Source organism: Cryobacterium sp. BB736, assembly GCF_014980265.1.
Taxonomy (GTDB): domain Bacteria; phylum Actinomycetota; class Actinomycetes; order Actinomycetales; family Microbacteriaceae; genus Terrimesophilobacter.
Genome location: NZ_JABXWQ010000001.1, coordinates 206,769 through 232,770, shown reverse-complemented (window position 1 = coordinate 232,770; position 26,002 = coordinate 206,769). Strand labels below are relative to the sequence as shown.

Here is a 26,002-nt window from a genome sequence, read left to right as displayed (position 1 = left end):
ATCCGGGCATCCGGAAGCTGCTGATAGGCATCCGGATGCCTGGATCAGCAAGTCTCCTTGAGACGGGTTAAGTCGTCTCAGGGGAGGGACTAGAGCCAGGCGAAGGTCGCGGCCGCCCACGGGTAGCCGACGAAGATGGCCGCGTCGATGACGACGTGCGCGATCACGAGCGGCAGCACCCGCCCGAACCGCGAAAACAGCCAGCCGAACAGGATGCCCATGGCGATGTTCCCGATGAACGCGCCGAAGCCCTGGTACACGTGGTACGTCCCGCGCAGCAGTGCGCTGCCGATGATGATCGACCAGGTGCTCCAACCCAGGTCACGCAGCCGCGCGAACAGGTAGCCGACAGCGATCACTTCCTCGGTGATGCCCGCGCGTGCGGCCGACAGCAGCAGCACCGGCACCGTCCACCAGTACTCGTCGAGCGCCGTCGGGACAACCTGCACAGTGACCCCCAGTTCGCGGCCCGCGAGGTAGAGCAGGACTCCCGGGATGCCGATCACCAGGGCCAGGCCGAGTCCGGCGAGCGAGTCGCGCCCCGGACGGGTGAAGTCGATGCCGAGCCTGCCGAGGTGCGGCCGGCTGGAGCGCCAGAGCAGGAACGCGACGAGCGCGACGGGCACCAGGTCGAAGAAAATGCCGAGCAGCTGGTAGATGAGGTCGAACACCTCGCGCTCGCTGAGCGGCGCATTCAGTGTTGCCGTCTGGTCGCGCAGCGCCTCCTCGCGCGTCAGGCGATTCGCGATCGCGACCACCGAGTAGACGGCGGATGCGCCAAGCGACAACCCGAGGACGATGAGCACTTCCGCGCGCAGCCTGGCACGGTTGGCTTGACCATATTCGCCGGTCGCGGGCTGTGCTGATGAGACGGACATTCCCATGATGGTACGCGGCCTCACGGCGCGTCGTTTCCGCTCAATTTTTCGCACATTAGCGTCGGGATGCTGCGGACGGAGCGGTTTTCACGCAACACAGTTCGTATTAACGCAGGTATCCGGCGCAACCGTTACCAGTGAGTAACGTTTGGCCATACAGTTTTGCCAGCGGAGTCGACCCCACCTAGGGTTCTCTATAACAAGCGTGGGTTGGTGCTAGGAAGGCCTGCCTGCGATCCATCTTGCACAGGAGGAAAATTGAAAATCAGTCGCATAGGAGCGCCGATTGCGGTCGCTGCCGTTGCCGCTCTTGCGGTAGCAGGCTGCACCCCGCAGGCGGAATCCGGCCTCGACGAGGGAACGAAGGTCACGATCGCGTGGAACCAGGCGTTCTACTCGTACAACGGCAACACCTCGTTCGGCAACGCCACAGCGAACAACAACATCAACTACATGGCACTCAGCGGGTTCAACTACTACAACAACGTGCCTGAGCTCGTGCAGGACGAGTCGTTCGGAACCTACGAGATGCTCTCCGAGGACCCGCTCACAGTGAAGTACACGGTCAACGAGGACGTGAAGTGGTCCGACGGCACGCCGATCGACGCAGCCGACCTTCTGGTCCACTGGGCCGCGCTCTCGCGTGCGCTCGACACCCCGGACTTCGACCCGGCCGAGTTCACCGACCCTGACACCGGTGAGTTCACCGACGCCTTCCCGACCGACGTCGTGTACTTCGACTCCGGCGCGACCCCGGACGCTGGCCTTGGCCTCGTCCAGGAGACCCCGGAGATCGGTGACGACGGCCGTTCGATCACCATGGTCTACGAGGCACCGTACGTCGACTGGGAGCTTGCTTTCTCGGCGCCGCTGCCGGCTCACGTCATGGCAAAGAACGCTCTCGGCATCGAGGACAACGAAGAGGCGAAGCAGGCAGCCATCGAGGCCATCCAGAGCGAGGACGACGCGGCGCTTGCCGGCCTGTCCGCTTTCTGGAACTCGGGCTTCAACTTCACGTCGCTGCCCGACGACCCGGAGGTCTACCTCTCCAGTGGCCCGTACGTCATCACTGACTTCCAGGCGGACCAGTTCATCACGCTGAAGGCGAACCCGGAGTACGTCGGCGACAACAAGCCGGCCATCGAAGAGGTCACCGTCCGCTTCATCCCGGACCCGCTGGCAGCAGTGCAGGCGCTCGAGAACGGCGAGGTCGACGTGATCCAGCCGCAGGCAACCGCTGACATCAAGACCGCGCTCGACGCGATCGACGGCATCACGGTCTCGACCGGCCTCGGTGGCACCTACGAGCACGTCGACCTTCAGTTCACCAACTCGAAGAGCGGCACGTTCGAGAACCCGCTGGTTCGTGAGGCCTTCATGAAGGTGATCCCGCGTGCGGAGATCGTCGACAAGCTGATCAAGCCGATCATCGGTGACGACGCGCTCGTGCGTAACTCGCAGCTCTTTGTGCCTGGCGCAGCTGGCTACGATGACTCGATCGCGAACAACGGTTCGGCCGCTTACGAAGAGACCGACATCGAGGGCGCGAAGGCGCTGCTCGCCGAGGCTGGCGTCACCAACCCCGAGGTCTGCATCCTCTACGCATCGAACAACCCCCGTCGTGTCAACGAGTTCCAGCTGATCCAGGCCTCCGCGGCCGAGGCCGGCTTCAATGTGACCGACTGTGGTAGCGAGCAGTGGGGTGGCCTCCTCGGTACGCCGGGCGCGTACGACGCATCCCTCTTCGGATGGCAGTCGACGAGCCTCGGTGTCACGAGCTCCGGCCCGACCTTCCAGACCGGTGGCATCAACAACCTCAACTTCTACAGCAACCCTGAGGTTGACAAGCTGATCGTGGAGCTCAACACCGAGTTCGACGCCGACCGCCAGATCGAGATCCAGCAGGAGATCGACAAGCTCCTCTGGGAGGACGGCTACGGAGTCACCGTCTTCCAGTTCCCTGAGGTCACGGCCTACAGTGACCGCATCGAGGGCGTTGACGCCTCGATCCTCGCACCGACCATCTTCTGGAACGTGTGGGACTGGAAGGTCTCCGAGTAACAATCGAGTCGGAGCGCCCCAATAGGGGCATCTGACACGGAGGCGGGGCACAGGCCACATAGCCTGTGCCCCGCCTAAAACTCGCCGTCTGCCGTGTGAACTGTGTGCGTTCTCAGCGCACGCGTCTATCGTTAGGCGGCTGGATTGAACAGGTAGGCAGCCGCACAATGGCTTCATTCATCATCAGGCGATTGATCGCATCGATCTTCGTGCTCTTCGCCGCCACGTTCCTCATGTACCTCCTGACAGCGCTGTCGGGCGACCCACTACAGGAACTGCGCGAAAGCAATGCACCCAACAAGGCCGAGCTCATGGAAGCTCGCACCAAGCTTCTGAACCTCGACGTTCCGCCGTTCTTCCGCTACTTCCTCTGGCTTGGCGGTATCTTCCGGGGCGACTTCGGCATCAGCGTGCAGAACCAGTCCGTGAACGTAATGCTCGGCAACGCGATCGGCGCAACCCTGCAGCTGGTCACCATCGCGACGGTTGTCGCAATCGTCCTGGGCATCATCGTCGGCATCGCATCCGCCCTCCGTCAGTACAGCGGATTCGACTACAGCGTGACGTTCATCTCGTTCCTCTTCTTCTCGCTGCCGATCTTCTGGGTCGCGGTGCTGCTCAAGCAGTACATGGCAATCCAGATCAACAACTGGCTACGTGATCCGGTGATCGCGACAGCGACGATCATCATCGTCGCCCTCATCGCAGGTTTGCTCTGGATGTCCATAGTCGGGGGCAGAGCGCTCAAGAAGCTCATCACCTTCGGTGTGTCCGCTCTGGCGACAGCCGGGCTGCTGCTCTACTTCAGCCTCACCGGCTGGTTCAACACCCCGAGCATCGGCATCGTCGGTGTTGCCATCACTGGGGTCGCGGTCGCGTTCGGCGTCACCGCCATCTCGACCGGGCTCAGGAACAAGAAGGCCCTGTACTCGTCGCTCATCGTGGTGGGCATCGGCGTCGCGCTGTACTTCCCGATGATGAACGGCGTCTTCAATTTCATGACCATGCCGCTCTTCCTCACGCTGATCGTCGCCACGATCTTCCTGAGTGGCGCGGTCGGCTGGCTCATGGGTGGACCGGACCGTTGGCAGTCGGTGCGCACGGCGGCCATCGTGGGCTTCATGGTCGCCAGCGTCGTGGCGCTCGACAAGTACATGTCGTACTGGGCGGCGTACTCGAACTCGTCGCGCATCAACGGGCGACCGATCGCAACAGTGGGCGCCGCGACACCGAACCTGGGCGGCAACTTCTGGATCCAGGGCATCGACACGTTCACGCACCTGCTGCTGCCGACGATCGCGATCGTGCTGATCTCCTTCGCCGGCTACACGAGGTACTCGCGTGCGAGCCTGCTCGAGGTCATGAACCAGGACTACATCCGCACGGCTCGCGCCAAGGGCCTCACCGAGCGCACCGTCATCGTGCGGCATGCCTTCCGTAACGCGCTCATCCCGATCACGACGATCATCGCATTCGATGTCGGCGCGATCGTCGGTGGAGCCGTCATCACCGAGACAGTGTTCGGCTGGACCGGGATGGGCCGATTGTTCGTGGAGGGGCTCAACAGAGTCGACCCGAACCCGGTCATGGCGTTCTTCCTTGTCACCGGAACGTTCGCGGTGGTCTTCAACCTGATCGCCGACCTCCTCTACGCTGCCCTCGACCCGAGGATCAAGGTTTCCTAATGAGCAACATCACAATGCAAGAGCCGGGTCAGCACGACCCGGGTGTCGTCCAGAGCGAAGCCTCGATCGAGCAGAAGGAGACCGAGGGTCTCAGCCAGGGGCAGATCGTTCGCAGGCGGTTCTTCCGTCACCGGGCTGCGATGGTCGCCATTATCGTGCTCGCGTTCATCGTGCTGCTGTCCTTTACCTCGGTCGGCATCAGCCTGTTCGGCATCCGAATCCCCGGATGGTGGCCGTACAGCTGGACCCAGCTGCCCGACATGGAGAACCGCGGAGTGCCGACGCTGAGCATCCTGCCGGAGTTCCTCGGCGGAAACGGCTTCCAGCTCGGCAATCACCCGTTCGGCCAGGATGAGGTCGGCCGCGACATCTTCGCGGTCGTCATGCGCGGTGCGCAGCAGTCGCTGACCATCATGGTGATCGCCGGACTCGTCGCCACCATCATCGGTGTCGTCGTCGGTGCGGTCTCCGGGTACTACCGCAAGTGGGTCGACTCGGTGCTCATGCGCTTCACGGATGTCATCATCACGATCCCGCTGATCGTCATCGGCGCCGTGCTCGGTCGTACCTACGGCAGCCTCGGCGTGGGTGTTCTCGGTGTCGTTATCGGTGCCTTCGCGTGGACCGGTCTCGCGCGGCTCGTTCGCGGTGAGTTCCTCACACTGCGTGAGCGGGAGTTCGTCGACGCAGCTCGCGTATCGGGGGCGAAGGACAGCCGGATCATCTTCCGCCACATCCTCCCGAACGCGGTGGGAGTCATCATCGTCAACGCGACACTGCTGATGGCTGGTGCGATCCTGCTCGAGACCTCCCTGAGCTTCCTCGGCTTCGGTGTGCAATCACCCGACACGTCGCTCGGCAAGATCGTGTCCGACAACCAGGCCGCCTTCGCGACGCGTCCATGGCTGTTCTGGTGGCCCGGTATCTTCATCATCGCGATCGCGCTGTGCGTCAACTTCATCGGCGATGGTCTGCGTGACGCGTTCGACCCGCGCCAGAAGAAGATGCCGAGCGACCGCGCGATGCGCCGTGCTCAGCGCACCAATGGCCCGAAGCCGGGCAGTCTGGCCGCTGCCGGTGACCTCGACGGCGCTGCCGCGATGGTCACAACGCGAGGCCAGCACATGCAGGACGGCGGCAGCACCGCACGCGGATACCACGCGGACAAGCCGCGCGATCCGAAGGGCTGACCGGAATGGTGCTACAGCAGCAGGCCGACGAGCGATGCGACGAGCAACGCGATCATCGCAGCGATCGTCGCGCTGTGCCACGTCACGCGCACGCTGCCGGGCTCCACGCCGTGCTCGAACATGCCGGCGTCGCGCAGCTTCTCCCAGTGCAGGCGAAGGATGTGGGCGGCCGCGCCCGATTCGGTGGTCAGCGCATCGCCCGGGCGCAGGCTGCCGGCCTTTCCGTAGGCGGAGCCGCTGATGCCCGTGAAGTCGCTTCGCGTCACCCTGGTGGCGCCGTGGCGACCGGGAGCGGGCGACGCCCACACGCTCACCTTGCCGTCGGACGTGTGCAGTGTCACGGCGAAGCGCGTCTCGATGTGCTGGATGGCCGGCCACGGCACGAAGTAAGTGCGGAAGACGTTCACAACAGTGATGCCGTGCTCTTCGATGATGAGCTCGGGTCGCAAGTACAGCGCCCAGGCCAACACGCCGACCAGCAGCACGGGCCACGCGTAGCGGGCGGCGCCAGCCAGGTCTCCGGCGATGAAGAACCCGGCAACGCCGAGCACCGCAATCACACAGACGATCACCGCGAGCACGCGTCCGAACAGTGGGCGGAATCGCACGGTCTCCATGACTCAAGCTTTGCAGATAGGAACGAAACCCATGACTGATCAGGCCACACTCCAGCCCCACGAGGGCGAAGCGGCCAGCGGGCTGCCAGAGACGATCCTCGAGGTGAAGGATCTGGATGTCGACTTCTGGGTCGACGGGGAGTTCTACCCCGCGGTCATCGGGATGGACTTCGAGGTCCGTCGCGGTGAGGTTCTCGCCATCGTGGGCGAGTCCGGCTCCGGCAAGAGCACGAGCGCAATGTCGCTGCTCGGTCTCCTGCCCGACAACGCCAAGGTGGGTGGCTCGATCAAGCTGCTCGGCAAGCAGTTGCGGGGTGTCGACCCGGCGACCGCCAGGCGCATCCGCGGGAACGACATCGCAGTGATCTTCCAGGAGCCGATGACGGCTCTCAACCCTGTCTACACCGTCGGCTTCCAGATTGTCGAGGCGTTGCGCTCGCACGACCCGCTGCTCGGCCCGCAGGAGGCAAGGAAGCGTGCCGTCGAACTTCTCGCCATGGTCGAGATGCCGAACCCGGAGCAGTCGTTCCACAAGTACCCGCACCAACTCTCCGGCGGCCAGCGCCAGCGCGCGATGATCGCCCAGTCGATCTCCTGTGACCCCGTGCTGCTCCTCGCCGACGAGCCGACGACAGCGCTGGACGTCACTGTGCAGGCCGAGATCCTGGACCTGTTGCGCAACCTGCACAAGCGCCTCGACAGCGCGATCGTGCTGATCACCCACGACATGGGTGTCGTCGCCGACCTCGCCGACCGGATCATGGTCATGAAGAACGGTGTCGTCGTTGAGACCGGCACCGTGCTCGACGTGTTCCACCGCCCGCAGCACCCATACACGCAGCAGCTGCTCGCATCCGTGCCCCACCTCGGCGTCGGCATCGAGAACGCGCCCATCGTCGACCCGATCGCGGCCGAGCATCACGAGGCGATCGGGTCCCCGGTCGACCTCGTCGTCAAGCCGCGGGAGCCGCACCAGGCAACACCGACCGGAACGCCGATCCTCAGCTTCGAACACGTGGCGATCGAATACCCGAAGCGCGGACGAATTCCCGCGTTCCGCGCAGCGGACGACATCAACCTGCAGATCTTCCCCGGCGAGATCATGGGTCTCGTCGGTGAGTCCGGCTCCGGCAAGACCACGCTGGGTCGCGCTGCGGTCGGGCTGCTGCCGATCGCCGAGGGCACCCTCACCGTTGTCGGCACCGACATCTCCCGCGCCAAGCCGAAGGACCTGCGCCCCATCCGGCGGCGCACGGGCATCGTGTTCCAGGACCCGGCATCGTCGCTCAACCCTCGTCTGCCGATCGGCCAGTCAATCGGTGAGCCGATCTTCCTCGCCGGCGAGGCGAAGGGCGCAGAGCTCGACAAGCGCGTCGAGACGCTGCTGGACCAGGTCGAGCTGCCCACGAGCTACCGGAACCGGTTCCCGCACGAGCTGTCCGGTGGTCAGCGTCAGCGCGTCGGTATCGCACGCGCGCTCGCGCTCGCCCCGGAGCTGCTCGTCGCCGACGAGCCGACGTCGGCCCTCGACGTGTCGGTTCAGGCGCGCTTCCTCGACCTGCTGCAGGAACTGCAGGGCCGGTTGCAGTTCGCGTGCCTGTTCATCAGCCACGACCTCGCGGTCGTCGACGTGCTCGCCCACCGCATCACGGTGATGCACAACGGCAAGCTCGTCGAGCAGGGCTCTCGCGATGACATCCTGCGCAACCCGCAGGACCCGTACACTCAGCGACTGATCGCGGCCGTCCCTGTGCCCGACCCGGTCGTGCAGCGTGAGCGGCGCGAGTACCGCGCGTCGCAGCGTTAGAGGCACTCGGCGAAGTGGGGTAATTTGAACCCCGCCGAGTGAGGGGAGTCACAGCATCAACAGGGTCAGTACGGCGCTCGTCGTCGCCAGTGTCCTCGTGCTGCTTTCCGGATGCACCGGTCAGAGTGTTCTCGAGGACAGTCGCGTCACCGTCGCCACGAGCGGCTCGTTCTTCTCCCTCAACGACCACTCCGGCTACGGCAACACGCCCGCGAACCGCGCCATCGCACAGACCGTCAACTCGTCCTTCGCCTACTACAACGATGAGTCCGAGCTCGTGCTTGATGAGTCCTTCGGCCGCATGGAGGTCATCTCCAACGACCCGTTCAGGGTGCATTACGAGCTGGCGCAAGACGCGGTCTGGTCCGATGGCGTGGCGGTGGACGCATCCGACCTGTTGCTGGCCTGGGTCGCGAACTCTGGCGCGCTCAACACTCCGGACTTCGATGACGACGCGTACGTCGATCCGGCGACGGGGGAGTACACGAAGGAGTTCCCGGACGGCGTGGTGCACTTCGACGGCGCGATCACCTCCGGGCTGCAGTACGCGAACGAGATCCCGGAGCTCGGGGATGACGGGCGCTCGCTGACCCTGACTTACGACCACTACTTCATCGACTGGCAGCTCGTGCTCGACGTCGGCGTGCCCGCTCACGTCGTCGCGGGGCGGGCGTTGAGCATTGACGAGCCGGATGCGGCGAAGCAGGCTCTCGTCGACGCGGTTGAGTCAGCCGACGAGGAGGACCTGGCCGCGATCGCCGGGGTGTGGAACAGCGCCTACAACTTCGCGGAGGCCCCGGCCCAGGACTCCGACCTGCTGGTCTCGAACGGGCCGTACGTCATCAGCAACCTGGTGCCCGGGGACGAGGTGACCCTCACCGCCAACCCGCGCTACCGCGGCGAGAAGCAGCCCACCTACGAGACGGTCGTGGTGCGCACCATCGCCGACCCGCTCGCGCAGGTGCAGGCGCTGGAGGAGGGCGACGTCGACGTGATCAGCCCGCAACTGAGCGCCGATGTCGCGGCGACGCTGGACCGGCTCGACGGCATAACCATCGCGAACACGGTCAACGGCAGTTACGAGCACCTCGACCTCACGTTCGGCGCGAGCCCCAACGGCGTCTTCACCGACCCGCGCATCCGATCGGCCTTCCTGATGACCGTGCCCAGGGACGAACTGGTGGAGCAGACGATCGGCGACCTGACGTCGGAGCCGGTGCGGCGCGACTCCCAGCTGTTCCTGCCCGGTGCGCCCGGCTACTCGGGTGCGGTCGAGCAGAACGGGTCCGAGGAATATGCCCGGCCCGACATCGAAGGTGCGCGGGAGCTGCTGGCCGAGGCCGGGGTGTCGGCTCCGACGGTGTGCCTGCTCTACGACCCGAGCAATCCGCGCCGCCTGCTCGAGTTCCAGCTGATCCGGGACAGCGCGGCTGAGGCTGGGTTCCGGGTCACCGATTGCTCGAGCCCGGACTGGCTTGGCCTGTTGGGCACCGCCAGTTACGACGCGGCACTCTTCGCGTGGGACTACTCGAACCTGTCGGTGACGGCGGTGCGGTCGATCTTCGGTACCGGCGAGAAGGGCAACCTGAACGGCTACTCGAACGAGACGGTGGACGAGCTCATCCTGCAGCTCTCGGTGACGCCCGAGGATGACGAGCAACTCGAGTTGCGCATCCGATTGGACGAGGCCCTGTTCGCCGACGCGTACGGGGTGCCGCTCTACCAGTACCCCGCGACCGTGGCGTTCGACGACTCGGTGACCGGTATTGCCCCGGCGCCGCTGGCGGCCGGCGTGCTCTGGAACGTGTGGGACTGGGCACCGGCCGACGCCGCCGACTGACCCCGCAGAGCGCCCAGCGGGTTCCAAGTAGTATTGACTGCCCCCCAAAAAAACCTTAGGACGCACCCCCATGGCCATTGCCACTCGTAACGACGTGAGAAACGTAGCGATCGTCGCCCACGTCGACCACGGCAAGACGACACTCGTCGACGCCATGCTGCGCCAGACGAACTCCTTCGACTCGCACGCGCACGTCGAGGAGCGGGCCATGGACTCCGGCGACCTGGAGCGGGAGAAGGGCATCACGATCCTGGCCAAGAACACGGCCATCTCGTACAGCGGCGCCCACGCCACCAGCCCGATCACCATCAACGTGATCGACACCCCCGGCCACGCTGACTTCGGCGGCGAGGTCGAACGCGGCCTCAGCATGGTCGACGGCGTCGTGCTGCTGGTCGACGCGAGCGAGGGCCCGCTTCCGCAGACCCGCTTCGTGCTGCGCAAGGCGCTCGAGGCGAAGCTGCCGGTGATCCTCCTGGTCAACAAGACGGACCGACCGGATGCGCGCATCGACGAGGTGGTGAGCGAAGCCAGCGACCTGCTGCTCGGCCTCGCAAGCGACCTGGCCGAGGACGTGCCCGACCTCGACCTCGACTCGGTGCTCGACGTCCCCGTCGTCTACGCATCCGGTCGCAACGGCATGGCCAGCGTCAACAAGCCGGCCAACGGCAGCCTGCCGGACAGCCCCGACCTGGAGCCGCTGTTCGAGGCGATCCTGAAGCACATCCCAGCACCGACCTACGACGACGCACACCCGCTGCAGGCCCACGTCACCAACCTCGACGCGAGCCCCTTCCTCGGCCGCCTCGCCCTGCTGCGCATCTTCAACGGCACGCTGAAGAAGGGGCAGACGGTCGCTTGGGTCCGCCAGGACGGTGAGATCCACAACGTGCGGGTCACCGAACTGATGATGACCAAGGCTCTCGACCGCTACCCGGCCGAGAGCGCCGGCCCTGGCGACATCGTCGCCGTCGCCGGCTTCGCCGACATCACGATCGGCGACACCCTCACCGACCCTGAGGACGTCCGGGCGCTGCCGGCGATCCACATCGACGACCCCGCCATCTCGATGACCATCGGCACCAACACCAGCCCGCTCGTCGGCAAGGTCAAGGGGCACAAGCTCACCGCGCGCATGGTCAAGGACCGACTCGACCGCGAACTGGTCGGCAACGTCTCGCTCCGCGTGCTCGATATCGGGCGCCCGGATGCTTGGGAGGTGCAGGGCCGCGGGGAACTGGCTCTGGCCATTCTGGTCGAGCAGATGCGCCGCGAAGGCTTCGAGCTCACCGTGGGCAAGCCCCAGGTCGTCACCAGAATGGTCGACGGCAAGGTGCACGAGCCGTTCGAAGAGCTCACCATCGACGTGCCCGAGGAGTACCTCGGCGCGATCACGCAACTCCTTGCCGCACGCAAGGGACGCATGGAGAACATGGCGAACCACGGCACAGGCTGGGTCCGGATGGACTTCATCGTGCCTTCGCGCGGACTCATCGGCTTCCGCACCGAGTTCATGACGCTCACTCGCGGAACCGGGATCGCCAACGCAATCTCCCACGGCTACGGCGAGTGGGCCGGCTCGATCGTCACGCGCAACACCGGCTCCATTGTGGCCGACCGGACCGGCGTCGTGACGCCGTTCGCGATCATCGCGTTGCAAGAGCGGATGTCGTTCTTCGTCAACCCCGGCGAGGAGGTCTACGAGGGCATGGTCATCGGCGAGAACTCGCGCGCCGACGACATGGACGTGAACATCACCAAGGAGAAGAAGCTCAACAACATCCGCTCGTCGACCGCAGAGTCATTCGAGTCGATGACTCCATCGCGCCAGCTGAGCCTCGAGGAGAGCCTCGAGTTCGCGCGCGAGGACGAGTGCGTCGAGGTCACGCCCGATTTCGTGCGCATCCGCAAGGTTGAGCTGGATTCCAACGCGCGTGCGCGTTCCGCGGCGGCGGTCAAGCGAGCAAACAACGCCTGACGTGGGCGGGGTCACCCGAGACTTTCGAGTTCTGGGGTGTCCTCAGGTAGGTGCGATCGCCCGAGTTCTGGAATCATTGCTCCGTTCGGCCCAGCCCACCTAAGGAAGTCATGTTCAAGCCTGCCCGCAAGCTCACCACCGTCACCGCCGCGATCCTCCTGAGCGGCGGCATGGTCTTCAGCCTCAGCGGCTGCTTCAGCAACCCGCTCGAGAACCTCGTAGAGGACGGCCTCGGCGTCAACGTCGAGGACAGCGGTTCGTCCATCCCGGGCGACTTCCCGAAGGCTGTGCCGCTGTATGACGGGCCGGTGAAAGAGGGCTCGTCGCTGAAGATGGGCGATGTGAAGACGTGGACGGTCGTCATCGGAGTGAGCGGCCTTGAGGCCGGCGCGAAGATCGAGGCTGACCTGAAGGCAGCCGGGATCGACGGCATGCTGATCCAGGACGACAAGGCTGCGTCAGGCGTCTTCGGCAACGACGACTACGGTGTGATGTTCACCGTCGAGAACGCTGACGGCGGCTGGCAGGTCTCCTACCTGGTCACCGAGGGTGGCAAGACGGAGTGAGGCTCCCCACTCGCCTATCCTGAGCACTGTGAATCCAGTCGATAGGCAGCCGGGCGAGCGTGTTCTTTTCGTGCACGCGCATCCGGATGACGAATCGATCACGACCGGCGGCACTATCGCGACACTCGTCGCCAATGGTGCCGCCGTCGCCGTTCTCACCTGCACGCGCGGCGAGCTCGGCGAGATCATCGATCCGGAGCTCGCGGGTCTGAGCGCGGATGCACTCACCCGGCAGCGCGAATCCGAACTGCGGGCAGCGCTCACGACCCTCGGCGTCGGCGACCACTGGTTTCTCGGGGATGCGGGCGCCAGGCTGGCCGGTCGCGCCCCGCGTCGGTACACCGACTCCGGCATGGTCTGGGGCGACGACGGCCGGCCGCTTCCCCTTCCGGATGTCGCCGATGACAGCCTGTGCGCGGCAGAGTTCGGTGATGTGGTCGCCGACATCGCGACCGCGATCGCAACGGTTCAGCCCACCGCGGTCGTCAGTTACGACGCGGACGGCGGATATGGGCATCCGGACCACGTCCGCGTGCACGAGGCGACCGCGCAGGCCACCGCGGTCCTCGGCGTGCCGTTCTGGGTGATCGTGCCGGATGCCGGCGCATCCAACACCGCCCGCCGCGTCGATGTGCGGCCGGTGGTCGACACCAAGAGGGCCGCCCTTCGCGCCTACCGGTCGCAACTGCGCCTGGACGGCGACACCATCACGCATCCCGGCGGGCAGACCGAGGTCGTCACGACCCTCGAGTCGTTCGAACGCCGGGGAAGGCACGTGCCGCCCACACCGGGCTGGGCCGGTCTCACCCGCAGCGGAAAGGTGACAACCGGGGTCATCGCCGCCGTGCTCGGCGCCGCGATCGGCGCGATCGCGACCGTGAACCACCAGCTCGCGCTCACACTGCCGAGCGGACCGCTCTGGGTCGGCGTCGCCGCATCGCTGCTGGTGATCAGCGCGCTGCTGGTCGGGATGCGCCTGTACTTCGGCAGCCGCATCCCGGTCGCCATCAGCGCGGCCGCCATGCTGCTGACCATCGGGCTGTTCGCGATGGTCGGGCCGGGCGGGTCGGTGCTGATTCCCGCGAACTTCGCCGGCTGGTTGTGGGCATACGGGCCGATCGTGATCGTCGCGCTCGTGATCGGCTGGCCCCGATTGTCGTTTCCGGCGAGGGGTAGCATGGGTGGCAGCCCCAAGTCGAAGGAGAGCGACCCACAGTGACGTACGTGATCGCGTTGCCCTGCGTCGATGTGAAGGATCGCGCGTGCGTCGACGAGTGCCCGGTCGACTGCATCTACGAGGGCGACCGGATGCTTTACATCCACCCCGACGAATGCGTCGACTGCGGTGCGTGCGAGCCCGTCTGCCCGGTCGAGGCGATCTACTACGAAGACGACGTGCCCAGCGAGTGGGCCGACTACTACCGCGTGAACGTGGAGTTCTTCGACGACGTCGGGTCACCGGGTGGGGCCGCCAAGGTGGGGGTCATCCACAAGGATCACGCGGTCGTCGCCGCGCTTCCGCCGCAGGGCGTCGGCGCGTAGCACGGTGACGCTCGACCTACCCGACTTCCCGTGGGATGCGCTCGCGCCGTTCGCTGAGAAGGCCCGATCGCATCCGTCCGGCATCGTCGACCTGTCGGTCGGCTCCCCGGTGGACCCGACCCCCGAGATCGCGCGTGCAGCCCTCGCCGCCGCGGCGGACGCCCCCGGCTACCCGTCGACGGCCGGAACCGCCGAGCTGCGGCGCGCCATCATCGACTGGCACGCCCGCCGCCGCAACGTCTTCGAGCTGCAGGACCGGCACGTGCTGCCCCTCGTCGGCTCCAAGGAGTTCATCGCGGGCTTGGCGCTGTGGCTCGGACTCGGGCCAGACGACACCGTGGTGCAGCCATCCGTCGCCTATCCGACCTACGCGGTCGGAGCGCGCCTGGCCGGCGCGAAGCTGTTCACGGGCGACGACCCGAGTAGCTGGCCCGACGACACCAAGCTGATCTGGCTGAACAGCCCCGGGAACCCGGACGGCCGGGTGCTCGGCATCGACGAGCTGCGCGCGGCCGTGCGGCGCGCGCGCGAACTGGGTGCGGTCATCGTGAACGACGAGTGCTACGCGGAACTCGGCTGGGGTTCCGAGCCGTCGACACCGTGCATCCTCGACGACCGGGTCATCGATGGCAGCCGGACCAACATCCTCGCGGTGTACTCACTCAGCAAGCAGTCGAACCTCGCCGGGTATCGTGCAGCGTTCGCTGCCGGATGCGGCGATGTGCTCGAGCGGGTGCTGACCGTCCGCAAACACCTGGGGCTCAACCCGCCCGCCCCGATCCAGGCCGCGATGGCGGCGGTGCTGGGCGACGACGCCCACGTCGCCGAGCAGCGCGAGCGTTACCGGAAGCGTCGCGAGGTGCTCATCGGCGCATTGACTGGTGCCGGGCTGCGCATCGACCACAGCGACGCCGGCCTGTACCTGTGGGCCGGCGACGGCTCCGACGCGTGGCGGCTGGTCCAGCGGTTCGCTGACCTCGGCATCCTGGTCACGCCGGGGACCTTCTACGGCGACGACCGGCACGTCCGCATCGCGGTAACGGCCACCGATGACGCGGTCGCGGATGCAGTGCGGCGGTTGGCGGCATCCGTTCGCTGAGCCGTTTGGTGACAACCGCCAACCAAAAGGGTGAACTATTGGTGGAGTCCATGATGGCCTGTTCGTCCAATTAGGCTGTACGCGTGACAGAAGCCAACGACGCCACAGCGACCCTCCACTTCCCCGGAGGATCCGCAGAGTTCCCGATCCTCGCTGCCAATGACGGCAAGGGATCGATTGACATCTCGACCTTCACGAAGCAGACCGGCTACACCGCATTCGATCCCGGTTTTGTGAACACGGCGTCGACCAAGAGCGGCATCACCTACATCGACGGCGATCAGGGCATCCTGCGCTACCGCGGCTACGACATCGCCGACCTCGCGAAGCACTCCACCTATCTCGAGGTGGCCTGGCTGCTCATCTACGGCGAATTGCCTACCGCGGTGGAATTGGACCGCTTCGAGGACCGCATCCGCCGTCACACGCTGCTGCACGAGGACCTGCGTCGGTTCTTCGACGCCCTTCCGCACAACGCACACCCGATGTCGGTGCTCTCCAGCGCTGTAGGCGCGCTGTCGACCTACTACGAGGACTCACTCGACGTGCACGACCCGGAGCAGGTGGAGATCTCCACCATCCGGCTGCTCGCGAAGCTCCCGGTTATCGCCGCGTACGCGCACAAGAAGAGCCTCGGCCAAGCGTTCCTCTATCCGGACAACAGCCTCAACTTCGTCGACAACTTCCTCAAGCTGAACTTCGGCAACATGGCCGAGCCGTACGAGGTGAATCCGGTGCTGTCCAAGGCACTCGACCGCTTGCTGATCCTGCACGAGGACCACGAACAGAACGCCTCCACCTCGACCGTGCGGCTGGTCGGCTCGACCGAGGCGAACATATTCGCATCCGTCTCCGCCGGCATCAACGCGCTCTACGGCCCGCTGCACGGCGGGGCCAACGAGGCGGTGCTGAAGATGCTGCGCGAGATCAAGGAGTCCGGCGAGAGCGTCGAGCGCTTCGTCGAGCGGGTCAAGAACAAGGAAGAGGGCATCCGGCTCATGGGCTTCGGCCACCGGGTGTACAAGAACTTCGACCCGCGCGCGAAGCTCGTGAAGGAGAGCGCCGACGAGGTGCTCGCGTCGCTCGGCGTGAAGGACGACCTGCTCGACATCGCCAAGCAGCTCGAAGAGGTCGCGCTCGCCGATGACTACTTCATCGAGCGCAAGCTGTACCCGAATGTCGACTTCTACACCGGGGTCATCTACAAGGCGATGGGCTTCCCTGCCCGCATGTTCACGGTGCTGTTCGCGATCGGGCGCCTGCCCGGCTGGATCGCCCAGTGGCGCGAGATGAATGACGACCCCACCACGCGCATCGGTCGGCCGCAGCAGCTGTACACGGGCAAGGGCTCGCGCCCGTTCCCGCGCTCGAACTAGCCCGGGCGTTCCCGAGCGAACGCTGACCGAATGTGCGAACGCGCACGCAATTCCCCGCGCACTCGAGTATTTCGGCGGCGCTCGCGCTAGGCACCCGTGGCCGTGCATCGCGTCATCGCGAGTTGCCCGCTTCGGCCCCTATTTCGGGCCGATTTGGGGCGGAAGTGGGCAACTCGGTGACTTGCGGCGGGGCTAGGCGTGCAGGGCCTCATTCAGCTGCACGCCAGCGCCTGAACGCTCCAGCACCTCGACCGCTCCGGTGAGCGAGTTGCGGCGGAACAGCAGACCGGGCCTACCGGACAGCTCCTTTGCCTTGACCGAGGCCGGCGTGCCATCCGGACGCGGGGCGGCACCCACCAGCTGCACCTTGGTGCCCGCGGTGACATACAGGCCCGCCTCGACGACGCAATCATCGCCCAGCGAAATTCCGATCCCGGAGTTCGCGCCCAGCAGTGCGCGCTCGCCGATGCTGATGCGCTCGGTGCCTCCGCCGCTGAGCGTGCCCATGATCGAGGCCCCGCCGCCGATGTCCGAGCCGTCACCGACCACGACGCCCTGCGAAATCCGGCCCTCGACCATGGAAGCGCCTAGCGTCCCGGCGTTGAAGTTCACGAAACCCTCGTGCATGACGGTCGTCCCGGGGGAGAGGTGTGCGCCCAGGCGCACGCGGTTGGCGTCGGCGATCCTCACTCCCGCAGGCACGACGTAGTCGATCAGGCGCGGAAACTTGTCCAGGCTCGTCGCGGTGATGCCCGCGCGTGAGAGCACCGGACGCAGCCGGGAGTAGGCATCCGGATGCACCGGGCCGGCGTTCGTCCAGACGACGCTCGGCAGCTGGCCGAAGATGCCGTCGAGGTTGATGCTGTTCGGCCTGACCAGCAGGTGGCTGAGCAGGTGCAGGCGGAGGTAGGCGTCTGGGGTCGACGAGGCCGGCGCGTCCAGCTCGATCCGCACGGTCATGAACTCGAGCCGCACGTCGCGGCGCTCGTCCGGGCCGGTCAGCGCCTCCAGCTCGGCTGGCGCGAAATGCGGGTCGCGGTCGGCCGGAAACGTGCCGAGCGCAGGCTCGGGAAACCAGGTGTCGAGCACCGTCCCGTCGCCAGCGATTGTCGCAATCCCGTATCCCCACGCATTTCGTTCGGCCATACCTCAAGGCTAGCGACCAATAAACTGGCCGGATGACCCGCCTTGACCTGTCCGCAGCCTCCACCGAGATCATCAGGGCGGTGTGCGACATCGAGTCGGTGTCCGGCAACGAGCGAGCGCTGGCGGATGCGATCGAGCAGGCACTCGGGCCACTCGCCCATCTCGAGGTCATCCGGGACGGCGACGCGGTGGTCGCCCGCACGCGGCTGGGTCGTGAGCGCCGTGTCGTCATTGCCGGCCACATGGACACTGTGCCGGTGAACGACAACCTGCCGACCCGGCTGGAGGGCGACGTGCTCTGGGGCAGGGGCACCGTCGACATGAAGGGAGGGGTCGCGGTGCAGTTGAAGCTCGCCGCCGAGCTCACCGACCCCAGCGTCGACGTGACCTGGATCTGGTACGACAACGAGGAGGTTGCCGCCGACCTCAACGGGCTCGGGCGTCTGGCGGCCAACCGGCCGGACCTGCTCGCTGGCGACTTCGCCATCCTCGGTGAACCCACCAGCGGGCTCATCGAGGGCGGCTGCAACGGAACCATGCGGGTCGACATCCGCACCACCGGGGTGCGTGCCCACTCGGCGCGCGCGTGGGTGGGGCGGAACGCGATCCACGCTGCCGCGCCCATCCTGGCGGCGCTCGCGGCGTACGAGCCGCAGGAGATTGAGGTCGACGGGCTCGTCTACCGGGAGGGTCTCAACGCCGTCGGCATCAGCGGCGGTGTCGCGGGCAACGTCATCCCGGACGAGTGCGTCGTGTCGGTCAACTACCGCTTCGCGCCGAGCCGCAGCATCGATGACGCGTTCGCGCATGTGCGCGGGGTGTTCGCCGGGTTCGAGCTGACCCTGGTGGACGCGGCCGACGGTGCACGCCCCGGGCTCACCGACGCGCTCGCGCAGGAATTCCTCGCCGCGGTCGGTGGAGAACCGAAACCGAAGTACGGCTGGACCGACGTCGCACGATTCGCCGCGCTCGGCATCCCGGCCGTGAATTACGGTCCAGGCGACCCGCTCCTCGCCCATACCGACGATGAGCGGGTCGAACTCGCGCAGGTGACGGAGGTCGAGCGGGGACTGCGAGCGTGGCTGACCGGCGCCTGACGACCGCCGTCAGGGTCCGCTACCGACTGACCCCGGCATGGGTCAAGGTGGTCGTGATCTGGGCGCTGTCGCGGGTCGTCAGCACGAGCCTGCTGCTCTGGTTCGCCGCCAGGCAGCCGGCGAACGCGTGGACGGATGCGCATCCGGACTACTTCTCCTTCGCCCAGCTGTGGGACGCCACCTGGTACCACTACGTCGCCGTCGCGGGCTACCCGACCGAGTTGCCGCTCACCGACGACGGGCAGGTCCGCGAGAACTCGTGGGCGTTCATGCCGGTCTACCCGTTCCTGGTGCGCGCGCTCATGCTGCTCACCGGGCTGCCGTGGTCGTTCTGGTCGGTTGTGGTGTCGGTGGCATTCTCGCTCGCGGCCGCCCTCGCCTTCCATCGGCTCATGCGAATCGTCGGCCTGCCGGTCGGCACCGCGCTGTTCTCGGTTGCGCTGTTCTGCTTCGCGCCGCTGTCGCCGCTGCTGCAGGTCGGCTACGCCGAGGCGATGCACCTCTTCCTGCTCATCGTCGCCCTGACCCTCCTGGTGCAGCGGCGCTACCTCGCGCTGCTGCCGATCATTGCCGTGATGGCGCTCACCCGGCCGAGTGGGCTGGCGTTCGCGCTGTTCCTGGGGCTGCACGTGATGCACCGCTGGTGGATCCGGTACCGCGACCCGTTCCCGGCACACGAGCGAATCGCATCCGTCGTCGCAACGGCGTTCAGCGCGGTGATGGGGTTCATGTGGCTGATCATCGCCTGGTCGGTCACCGGCTCGTTCACCGCGTACACCGACACCGAACTGGCGTGGCGCGCGCCGTACATCGGCTACAGCGAGCTGGTGCCGTTCACCCCGTGGATCCAGAGCGCCGGATGGTGGATGACCGGACCGATGGGGTTCATCGTTCTCGGACTGGTTGTCGTGGCGTTCTTCGCCTTCCTGTTCACGCCGTGGGCGAAGCGCATCGGCGTCGACCTGCGGTTGTGGGTAGCCAGCTACGGCATCTACCTGCTCGCGGTGTTCTTCCCGCAGTCGAGCACGTTCCGCCTGCTGATGCCGATGTTCCCGCTTGTCGGGGCGCTCGCCCAGCCGCGCTCGCGCGTCTACCGGGTCGCCATCCTGATCGTCTTCATCATCGGCCAGTGGGTGTGGTTGTACTACTGCTGGTGGATCGACGGACGCGACTGGACACCACCGTGATCGGCCGTTTTTGAGGGTCCGTTTCATGACCCGCCCAGAATGCGAGATAATGGAGACTACAAATCCACGAAAGGGGACCATTCATGGCAGCCATGAAGCCGAGGACCGGTGACGGACCGATGGAGGCTGTTCGCGAGGGTCGGCTCATCATCGTCCGAGTGCCGCTCGAGGGCGGTGGCCGCTTGGTGGTTTCAGTCAACGACGCAGAGGCCAAGGAGCTTCACGACGCGCTCGCGGGCGTTGTCACCGCAAGCTGACCTCGACAAGTCGATACCTCTTCGGCGCGCCGGTCCATGGGACTGGCGCGCCGCAGTCATTCCGGGCGGCTAGTCCATTCCGGGCGCTGGCCGGCGGTGCTATTCGACCCGCACGAGTTGGAGCAGCCCGTCGCCGACCGGCGTGAGCGCGCTGATCACGGCATCCGACGCGGATGTCTCGCGCAGCAGCGTGCGGAACGCCGCGACCGTGTCGTCGCGCCGCACCGGGTCCGCGACGTGCCCGCGCCAGAGCGCGTGTGCGACCAGCACCGTGCCGCCCATCCGCACCAGGCGGAGACCGTGCTCGACGTACTCGATGACCGAGGCGGGGTCGGCGTCCACCAGGACGATGTCGTAGGCCTGCTCATTCATGCGCGGCAGCACCTCGCGCGCGCGACCGGTGATGAGCCTCAGCCGATTCGCCGGGATGCCCGCGTCGAGAAAGTTCTTGCGCGCCGTCTGCTGGTGCTCGGCTTCGATGTCGATGGAGGTCAGGACCGCGTTCGGGGCGCCGGTCAGCAGCCACAGTCCGCTTACGCCGACACCGGTGCCGATCTCGATGATGTTCTCGGCGTTCGTGGCCGCGGCGATCACCGCCAGCTGCGCACCGGTGGCAGGGGAGACAGCTTCGACGCCGAGCTCGATCGACTGCGCGCGCGCCTGCATGATGTCCTCGTGCTCAAGCACGAGATCCTCGGCGAACTTCCAATCGGACACTTTGTCGGTCACATGCGCTCCTTGTCGCCCACCACTCTACGGCCGCCGGAGGCCCGCAACGGTTAGTCTGGTGGAGTGTTCGGGTTGACCTTCGAGAAGCTGCTGCTCATCGGCGTGCTTGCGGTCTTCCTGCTCGGTCCGGACCGCCTCCCGCACTACGCGTCGCAGCTCGCCCGGCTGGTGAAATCGCTCAAGCGAATGGCCGATGGCGCCAAGGACCGGATGCGAGACGAGCTCGGCCCCGACTTCGACGACGTCGACTGGAAGAAACTGGATCCGCGCCAGTACGACCCGCGCCGCATCATCCGGGAAGCCCTCATCGAGGAACCGGAGCCCGCCCCGGCCATGCCCCGGATGGAATCGGCTTACGCGAAGCGCAAGCGTCGCCTCGAGGAGCAGGGCAAGCAGGCTCCGTTCGACATGGAGGCCACCTAGCCCGAAGCGGCGCGCGGGTCGAACACCCCCGCGCGGGTCAAACTGGACGCGCGCGTGGAAGATGCACCCGCGCGAGCGGGAACGGGCGGTCAGCGGGCGCGCAGGAACTTCAGCGCCTTGAGCGCCGCGAGCGTCAGCCCGCCCAGGCGCGCAGCTTCGGCGCCCGTCCGGGGCAGGGTGAACAGCCCGGTCGCCTCGGACACGGTGCGCGCATCCACGTAGCGCAGCAGCCCCTCCGGACCGTTGCGGCGGCCCAGTCCGGAGCGCTTCACTCCACCCATCGGCGCGTCCACAGAGGAGAAGGTCGCCCGGAAGCCCTCGTTGATGTTGATCGTCCCCGCCTGCAGCCCATCGGCCAGGCGGCGGGCGCGCGCCCGCGACCCGCTGAAGATCGACGCGTTCAGCCCGAACTCCGAGTCGTTGGCCGCGACAATCGCTTCCTCCTCGGAGTCGACGACGCTGATCGCGACAACCGGCCCGAAGGTCTCGGCGGCGAAGCACTCCATCTGCTCGGTGACGCCGGTCAGCACCGTCGGCTCGTAGAACAGCGGGCCGAGCTCCGGCCGACGCTTGCCACCGGTGAGCACGGTCGCTCCCTTCGCGACCGCATCCTGAACGTGCGCCTCAACGTGTTCGAGCTGGCTCGGCAGCGTCAGGGAGCCGAGATCCACCGAGTTGTCATACGCCGCTCCCAGCGTGAGGCTCTCGGTGCGCGCAACGAACTCGGCGATGAACTCCGCAGCTATCGGCCGCTGCACGTAGATGCGCTCGATCGACACGCACAACTGGCCCATCGACGAGAAGCACGCGTTCACCGCATCCTTCGCCGCCGAAGTCACGTTGACGTCGTCGAGCACGATCATCGGGTTCTTCCCGCCCAGCTCGAGCGACGCGCCCTTGAGCGCCGCTGCCGCGTGGGTGCCGACCCGAATGCCGGTGGCGGTGGACCCTGTGAAGGCGACGTAGTCGGCGGCGTCGATCACCGCACCGCCGATCTCAGTTCCCGGCCCGGCGACAACACCCCACAAGTCCGACGGGAGCCCGGCGTCGATGAACGCCTGCCGCACCGCCAGAGTCGTGAGAGCACCCTGGTTGTCCGCCTTCTGCAGCACGCCGTTGCCGGATGCGAGTGCGGGCACGACATCCATCAGCGCCAGTGCGATGGGGTAGTTCCAGGGCGTGATCACGCCGATCAGGCCCTTGGCGCGGTAGCCGACCCTGGTCCGGTAGGCGAGCGGGACGAGACCGCGGCGGGCGCGGGTGCGGAGGGTGTCGCGCGCGATGATGGCGTAATAGCGCGTCGCGGTGACGCCCATGCCGAGATCCTCGAAGGCGTGCAGGCGGGCCTTGCCGGTCTCCGCCTGCAGGATGTCGAGCAGCTCCTCGCGACGCTCGAGCAGCAGGTCGTGGGCCCGCAGCAGAACCTTACGGCGGTGCTCGAAGCCGGCGTGGCTCCAGGACAACTGGGCGAGGCGGGCCCGCGCCGCGGCATCCGCGACGTCGTCGAGGGAACTGAGGGGAAGCTCGTGCAGCAGCTCGCCGGTGAACGGCTGGTTGACCGCGGCGGTTTCGCCGCTGGTTGCGGTGAGGCCGCGGTGACCCTCGGTCGCGGCGCGGGTAACGGGCAAGGCCGACATGAGGGTAACGCTACACTTTCTTCGCATGACCGCACCGTCGCGCTCCGCCCAATCGACGCTGCCGAAGAAGACCATCGCGAGGTATGCGATCGGGTCGATCGGCACCGGCGGCTTCGGCACCCTGCCAGGGCTGGTGCTTGTCTACTACCTGACCGACACCCTCGGGGTCGCGGCGCTGCTCGCCGGCGTGCTGGTGACCGCCGCGAAGATCTGGGACGTCATCATCGACCCGATCCTCGGCGCGCAAAGCGACCGCAGCCTCGCACACACCGGGTCCAGGCGCCGCTTCATGGTGATCGGCGCGGTCACGCTCCCGGTGTTCTTCGCGCTCACCTTCGCGGTGCCGGCCGGGCTGGACCCGGTGGTCTCCGGCGTGTGGGTGCTGCTGGCTTTCATACTGACTGCCACCTCGTTCAGCCTGTTCCAGGTGCCCTACATCGCCCTTCCCGCCGAGTTGACCAGCAGCTACGACGACCGGACACGCCTACTGACCTGGCGGGTTGTTGTGCTCACATTCGCGATCCTGCTGTTCGGCGCTGGTGGCCCAGAACTGCGCGCGCTCGGCGGTGGCGAGCACCTCGGCTACCTGCTGATGGCGGTCGTGGCCGGTCTGGTAATCGGTGCCGGCATGTACGTGTCCAGCTCCGTCGCGCCGCGCGGCGTCGACCTGGCCGGCCCGGCGCCGAAGGTGTCGATCGCCGAGAACTATCGCAGCGGCATCCGGGCGCTGCAGCGCAGTCAGCCGTTCCGGGCGCTGCTGCTCACCTTCGTGCTGCAGGGCCTGGCAACCGGGCTCATGCTCGCCGGCGCGCAGTACGTCGCGACCTGGGTGCTCGACAGTGAGCGGGCGGTGACGCTGCTGTTCGTGGCGCTGATCGCCCCGGCGCTGCTCGCCGCCCCGGTGTGGGGTCTCATCGCGCGCGGCATCGGCAAGGAGCGCGCGTTCATGTTCGCGAGCATCCTGTTCGGGCTGGCCGCGCTCAGCCTCACCGGGATGTTGTGGGAGCCCGGCGCCTGGGTGTACGTGCCGGTCGCGGTCGCCGGTGCCGCTTACGCGGGCATGCAGTCGCTGCCGATGGCGATGCTGCCGGATGTCATCTCGCACGACGCCCGCAGCGCCGGCGAGGGCAAGGCCGGCGCCTTCAGCGGCGTGTGGACCGCCGGGGAGACCGCGGGCATGGCGCTCGGCGCGACCGTGCTGACCATCGTGCTCGCCCTCACCGGGTACGCCGAGTCGGTCGCCGGTGTCGACATCGAACAGACGCCGCGCGCGGTCGCCGGTATCGTGCTGAGCTTCAGCGTCGTGCCCGCGGCGATCATCGCCGTCAGCCTGGTGTCGCTGTCCCGGTATGGGCTGCGCCGCGCGTTCATCGAGCAGCCGGCGGCGGAGGAGACGCAGGATGCTTGAACGGCGGCCATCCGACCTGCTGGCCCGGCTCGGCGAGCTGCGCGCTCTTGACGCGCCGACGCACGGCGGGCGCGTGCTGTCCTACGTCTACGACTCCGGGCTGGCCGAGCTGGACGAGCTCGCGGCCGACGCGATGCGCCTGGTCCAGCCGGTCAATGGGCTCGACCCGACCACCTTCACCTCGGTCGCGACGATGGAGCGCGAGGTCATCGCCTTCGCGCGCACCATGCTGCACGGTGACGACGACGTCGTCGGCAACGTTACGAGCGGCGGCACCGAGAGCTGCCTGCTCGCGGTGAAGACCGCGCGCGACTTGTGGCAGCGGGAGCATCCGGATGCCCGGGGTCGCCTGGTTGCGCCGGTGACCGCCCACGCGGCATTCCAGAAGGCGGCGCACTACTTCGGGCTCAAGCTGGACCTGGTTCCGGTCGACGCCGACGGGGTGGTGTCCGCCGACGACCTGATCGATCGGCTCGGCCCGGATGTCGCGCTTGTGGTGGTGTCGGCGCCGAATTATCCGTTCGCCGGGCTTGACCCGGTCGGGCGGGTGGCGGCCGCCGCTGCCGAGCGCGGCATCTCCTGCCACGTCGACGCCTGCATCGGCGGGTGGGTGCTGCCCTGGCTGGACACGCCCGAGCCGTGGGACTTCCTGGTGCCCGGTGTCACGAGCATCAGCGCCGACCTGCACAAGTACGGTTACGCACCGAAGGGTGCATCCGTGCTGCTGCATCGCGGACGCGACCGGCATCGGGCCCAGTACTTCGCGACCACGCTCTGGCCGGGATATCCGGTCGTCAACCCGACGATGCTCGGGTCGAAGTCGGCCGGCGCGCTCGCCGCGGCGTGGGCGATCATCGGCGCGCTCGGACGGTCGGGCTTCGCCGAGCTGGCCGCGTCGACGGCGGCGTCGACCGCCGCGCTGGTCGCGGTGGTTGAGGGCACCGAGGGGTTGCGGGTGGTCGGCGATCCGGTCGGGCCGCTGTTCGCCGTCGCGACCGACGAGTCGGTGGATGCCGACCGGCGGGTCGACCCGCACCACTGGGCCGACCGGGTGCGCCAGCACGGGTTTCTGCTGCAGCTGCAGCCGGGATTCCAGCAGCCGGATGGCAGCAGGCTGCCGCGCACCACCCACCTGACCATCACCCCGGTGACCGCCGAAGTGCTGCCTGAGTTGAGTGCCGCCCTGATCGCGGCCGCGGCTGAGGTGCGGGGTGTGCCGCCGGTGTCAGCGGAGCAGGTGCTGGCGTCGCTGCCGGCCGGGCTGGTCGGGGTCGCCGGTCTCGGTGCCGCCGACCCGCTGCCGCTGGGTTCGGATGCCGCCGGCGCGATCCTCCAGGCGATCGGCCTCGGCGCGGACGGTGGGACGCTGCCCGACCGGATGGCGCCGTTCATGGCGCTCATCGAGGCGTTGCCCGCGGCCCTCACCGAGCGGCTGTTGACCGAACTGCTCGCGCGGCTGGTCGAACCCGCTGCCTGAGC

General features: G+C 67.0%; 22 protein-coding genes. 17 read left to right on the top strand and 5 right to left on the bottom strand.

The window, feature by feature from the left end; translation table 11 throughout:
• Positions 1 to 89 precede the first annotated feature (89 nt).
• Entirely contained in the window at positions 90 to 878 is a 789-nt protein-coding gene (locus tag IRG63_RS01060) for a CPBP family intramembrane glutamic endopeptidase (protein WP_193508929.1), read from the bottom strand.
• A 258-nt stretch (positions 879 to 1,136) separates the two neighbouring features.
• On the opposite strand from IRG63_RS01060, the gene IRG63_RS01055 reads away from it, so the two are divergent.
• From IRG63_RS01055 to IRG63_RS01045, 3 genes are all read left to right on the top strand, one after another.
• Entirely contained in the window at positions 1,137 to 2,939 is a 1,803-nt protein-coding gene (locus IRG63_RS01055; RefSeq protein ID WP_227411685.1) for an ABC transporter family substrate-binding protein, read from the top strand.
• Positions 2,940 to 3,106: 167 nt separating this feature from the next.
• Complete coding sequence (locus IRG63_RS01050) at positions 3,107 to 4,624, top strand: ABC transporter permease (protein ID WP_168628014.1); 1,518 nt, start codon at positions 3,107 to 3,109, stop codon at positions 4,622 to 4,624.
• Positions 4,624 to 5,814 (top strand): ABC transporter permease, encoded by a 1,191-nt coding sequence (locus IRG63_RS01045; protein ID WP_227411684.1) that lies wholly within the window; start codon positions 4,624 to 4,626, stop codon positions 5,812 to 5,814. The genes IRG63_RS01050 and IRG63_RS01045 overlap by 1 nt, the downstream gene beginning before the upstream one ends.
• An 11-nt stretch (positions 5,815 to 5,825) precedes the next feature.
• Here the strand turns inward: IRG63_RS01045 and IRG63_RS01040 are convergent, their stop codons facing one another.
• The gene (locus tag IRG63_RS01040; RefSeq protein ID WP_168628013.1) at positions 5,826 to 6,431 is read right to left on the bottom strand and encodes a PH domain-containing protein; all 606 of its coding nucleotides are present in this window, start codon (positions 6,429 to 6,431) and stop codon (positions 5,826 to 5,828) included.
• Positions 6,432 to 6,462: 31 nt separating this feature from the next.
• On the opposite strand from IRG63_RS01040, the gene IRG63_RS01035 reads away from it, so the two are divergent.
• The 8 genes from IRG63_RS01035 (at position 6,463) to IRG63_RS01000 (ending at position 16,639) form a co-directional block, all read left to right on the top strand.
• Positions 6,463 to 8,238 (top strand): ABC transporter ATP-binding protein, encoded by a 1,776-nt coding sequence (locus IRG63_RS01035; RefSeq protein WP_168628012.1) that lies wholly within the window; start codon positions 6,463 to 6,465, stop codon positions 8,236 to 8,238.
• 97 nt (positions 8,239 to 8,335) lie between these two features.
• Positions 8,336 to 10,078: an ABC transporter family substrate-binding protein gene (locus IRG63_RS01030; protein ID WP_168628011.1), complete on the top strand. Its 1,743-nt coding sequence runs from the start codon at positions 8,336 to 8,338 to the stop codon at positions 10,076 to 10,078.
• A gap of 70 nt (positions 10,079 to 10,148) precedes the next feature.
• The gene (gene typA / locus IRG63_RS01025) at positions 10,149 to 12,056 is read left to right on the top strand and encodes a translational GTPase TypA (protein ID WP_168628010.1); all 1,908 of its coding nucleotides are present in this window, start codon (positions 10,149 to 10,151) and stop codon (positions 12,054 to 12,056) included.
• A 110-nt stretch (positions 12,057 to 12,166) separates the two neighbouring features.
• Positions 12,167 to 12,622 carry a hypothetical protein gene (locus IRG63_RS01020; RefSeq protein ID WP_168628009.1) on the top strand — a complete coding sequence of 152 codons (456 nt, stop codon included), beginning with the start codon at positions 12,167 to 12,169 and terminating at the stop codon, positions 12,620 to 12,622.
• A gap of 28 nt (positions 12,623 to 12,650) precedes the next feature.
• Positions 12,651 to 13,841 carry a PIG-L family deacetylase gene (locus tag IRG63_RS01015; protein ID WP_193508928.1) on the top strand — a complete coding sequence of 397 codons (1,191 nt, stop codon included), beginning with the start codon at positions 12,651 to 12,653 and terminating at the stop codon, positions 13,839 to 13,841.
• Positions 13,838 to 14,164, top strand: coding sequence for a ferredoxin (fdxA, locus tag IRG63_RS01010; RefSeq protein ID WP_168628007.1), 327 nt, complete (start codon positions 13,838 to 13,840; stop codon positions 14,162 to 14,164). Before IRG63_RS01015 ends, fdxA begins: the two co-directional genes overlap by 4 nt.
• 4 nt (positions 14,165 to 14,168) lie before the next feature.
• Positions 14,169 to 15,263, top strand: coding sequence for a succinyldiaminopimelate transaminase (gene dapC, locus IRG63_RS01005; protein WP_168628006.1), 1,095 nt, complete (start codon positions 14,169 to 14,171; stop codon positions 15,261 to 15,263).
• Positions 15,264 to 15,346: 83 nt separating this feature from the next.
• Positions 15,347 to 16,639: a citrate synthase gene (locus IRG63_RS01000; RefSeq protein ID WP_168628005.1), complete on the top strand. Its 1,293-nt coding sequence runs from the start codon at positions 15,347 to 15,349 to the stop codon at positions 16,637 to 16,639.
• A gap of 192 nt (positions 16,640 to 16,831) precedes the next feature.
• On the opposite strand, the gene dapD is transcribed toward IRG63_RS01000, so the two are convergent.
• On the bottom strand, positions 16,832 to 17,785 hold the full coding sequence (gene dapD / locus IRG63_RS00995) for a 2,3,4,5-tetrahydropyridine-2,6-dicarboxylate N-succinyltransferase (protein WP_193508927.1): 954 nt from the start codon (positions 17,783 to 17,785) through the stop codon (positions 16,832 to 16,834).
• Positions 17,786 to 17,817: 32 nt separating this feature from the next.
• Between dapD and dapE the strand changes: the two genes are divergently transcribed.
• The 3 genes from dapE to IRG63_RS00980 all read left to right on the top strand — a co-directional run bounded on the left by dapE (position 17,818) and on the right by IRG63_RS00980 (position 20,326).
• Positions 17,818 to 18,882: a succinyl-diaminopimelate desuccinylase gene (dapE, locus tag IRG63_RS00990; protein WP_168628003.1), complete on the top strand. Its 1,065-nt coding sequence runs from the start codon at positions 17,818 to 17,820 to the stop codon at positions 18,880 to 18,882.
• Positions 18,864 to 20,069 (top strand): hypothetical protein, encoded by a 1,206-nt coding sequence (locus tag IRG63_RS00985; RefSeq protein ID WP_370566146.1) that lies wholly within the window; start codon positions 18,864 to 18,866, stop codon positions 20,067 to 20,069. The genes dapE and IRG63_RS00985 overlap by 19 nt, the downstream gene beginning before the upstream one ends.
• 83 nt (positions 20,070 to 20,152) lie before the next feature.
• Positions 20,153 to 20,326, top strand: coding sequence for a DUF3117 domain-containing protein (locus IRG63_RS00980; protein ID WP_168628001.1), 174 nt, complete (start codon positions 20,153 to 20,155; stop codon positions 20,324 to 20,326).
• A 99-nt stretch (positions 20,327 to 20,425) separates the two neighbouring features.
• On the opposite strand, the gene IRG63_RS00975 is transcribed toward IRG63_RS00980, so the two are convergent.
• Positions 20,426 to 21,055 (bottom strand): O-methyltransferase, encoded by a 630-nt coding sequence (locus IRG63_RS00975; RefSeq protein ID WP_193508926.1) that lies wholly within the window; start codon positions 21,053 to 21,055, stop codon positions 20,426 to 20,428.
• Between the two features lie 63 nt (positions 21,056 to 21,118).
• On the opposite strand from IRG63_RS00975, the gene IRG63_RS00970 reads away from it, so the two are divergent.
• The gene (locus tag IRG63_RS00970; RefSeq protein WP_168627999.1) at positions 21,119 to 21,478 is read left to right on the top strand and encodes a Sec-independent protein translocase TatB; all 360 of its coding nucleotides are present in this window, start codon (positions 21,119 to 21,121) and stop codon (positions 21,476 to 21,478) included.
• 89 nt (positions 21,479 to 21,567) lie between these two features.
• Here the strand turns inward: IRG63_RS00970 and IRG63_RS00965 are convergent, their stop codons facing one another.
• Entirely contained in the window at positions 21,568 to 23,115 is a 1,548-nt protein-coding gene (locus IRG63_RS00965; RefSeq protein ID WP_193508925.1) for a succinic semialdehyde dehydrogenase, read from the bottom strand.
• A gap of 25 nt (positions 23,116 to 23,140) precedes the next feature.
• Here IRG63_RS00965 and IRG63_RS00960 point away from each other — a divergent pair, with 25 nt between their 5' ends.
• Together IRG63_RS00960 and IRG63_RS00955 are read left to right on the top strand one after the other, a co-directional pair.
• A complete protein-coding gene (locus tag IRG63_RS00960; protein ID WP_193508924.1) occupies positions 23,141 to 24,523 on the top strand; it encodes an MFS transporter in 1,383 nt (460 codons plus the stop codon).
• Positions 24,516 to 26,000, top strand: coding sequence for an aminotransferase class V-fold PLP-dependent enzyme (locus IRG63_RS00955; RefSeq protein WP_193508923.1), 1,485 nt, complete (start codon positions 24,516 to 24,518; stop codon positions 25,998 to 26,000). The genes IRG63_RS00960 and IRG63_RS00955 overlap by 8 nt, the downstream gene beginning before the upstream one ends.
• The last annotated feature ends 2 nt before the right edge of the window (positions 26,001 to 26,002 follow it).

What these genes read in the sequence shown, in the direction of transcription:
- IRG63_RS01040 (WP_168628013.1), bottom strand. Translation starts at nt 6,431, where the DNA reads ATGGAGACCGTGCGATTCCGCCCACTGTTCGGACGCGTGCTCGCGGTG.
- IRG63_RS00980 (WP_168628001.1), top strand. Translation starts at nt 20,153, where the DNA reads ATGGCAGCCATGAAGCCGAGGACCGGTGACGGACCGATGGAGGCTGTT.
- dapD (WP_193508927.1), bottom strand. Translation starts at nt 17,785, where the DNA reads ATGGCCGAACGAAATGCGTGGGGATACGGGATTGCGACAATCGCTGGC.
- IRG63_RS00965 (WP_193508925.1), bottom strand. Translation starts at nt 23,115, where the DNA reads ATGTCGGCCTTGCCCGTTACCCGCGCCGCGACCGAGGGTCACCGCGGC.
- IRG63_RS00960 (WP_193508924.1), top strand. Translation starts at nt 23,141, where the DNA reads ATGACCGCACCGTCGCGCTCCGCCCAATCGACGCTGCCGAAGAAGACC.
- dapE (WP_168628003.1), top strand. Translation starts at nt 17,818, where the DNA reads ATGACCCGCCTTGACCTGTCCGCAGCCTCCACCGAGATCATCAGGGCG.
- typA (WP_168628010.1), top strand. Translation starts at nt 10,149, where the DNA reads ATGGCCATTGCCACTCGTAACGACGTGAGAAACGTAGCGATCGTCGCC.
- IRG63_RS01060 (WP_193508929.1), bottom strand. Translation starts at nt 878, where the DNA reads ATGTCCGTCTCATCAGCACAGCCCGCGACCGGCGAATATGGTCAAGCC.
- IRG63_RS01020 (WP_168628009.1), top strand. Translation starts at nt 12,167, where the DNA reads ATGTTCAAGCCTGCCCGCAAGCTCACCACCGTCACCGCCGCGATCCTC.
- IRG63_RS01045 (WP_227411684.1), top strand. Translation starts at nt 4,624, where the DNA reads ATGAGCAACATCACAATGCAAGAGCCGGGTCAGCACGACCCGGGTGTC.
- IRG63_RS01035 (WP_168628012.1), top strand. Translation starts at nt 6,463, where the DNA reads ATGACTGATCAGGCCACACTCCAGCCCCACGAGGGCGAAGCGGCCAGC.
- IRG63_RS01050 (WP_168628014.1), top strand. Translation starts at nt 3,107, where the DNA reads ATGGCTTCATTCATCATCAGGCGATTGATCGCATCGATCTTCGTGCTC.
- IRG63_RS00955 (WP_193508923.1), top strand. Translation starts at nt 24,516, where the DNA reads ATGCTTGAACGGCGGCCATCCGACCTGCTGGCCCGGCTCGGCGAGCTG.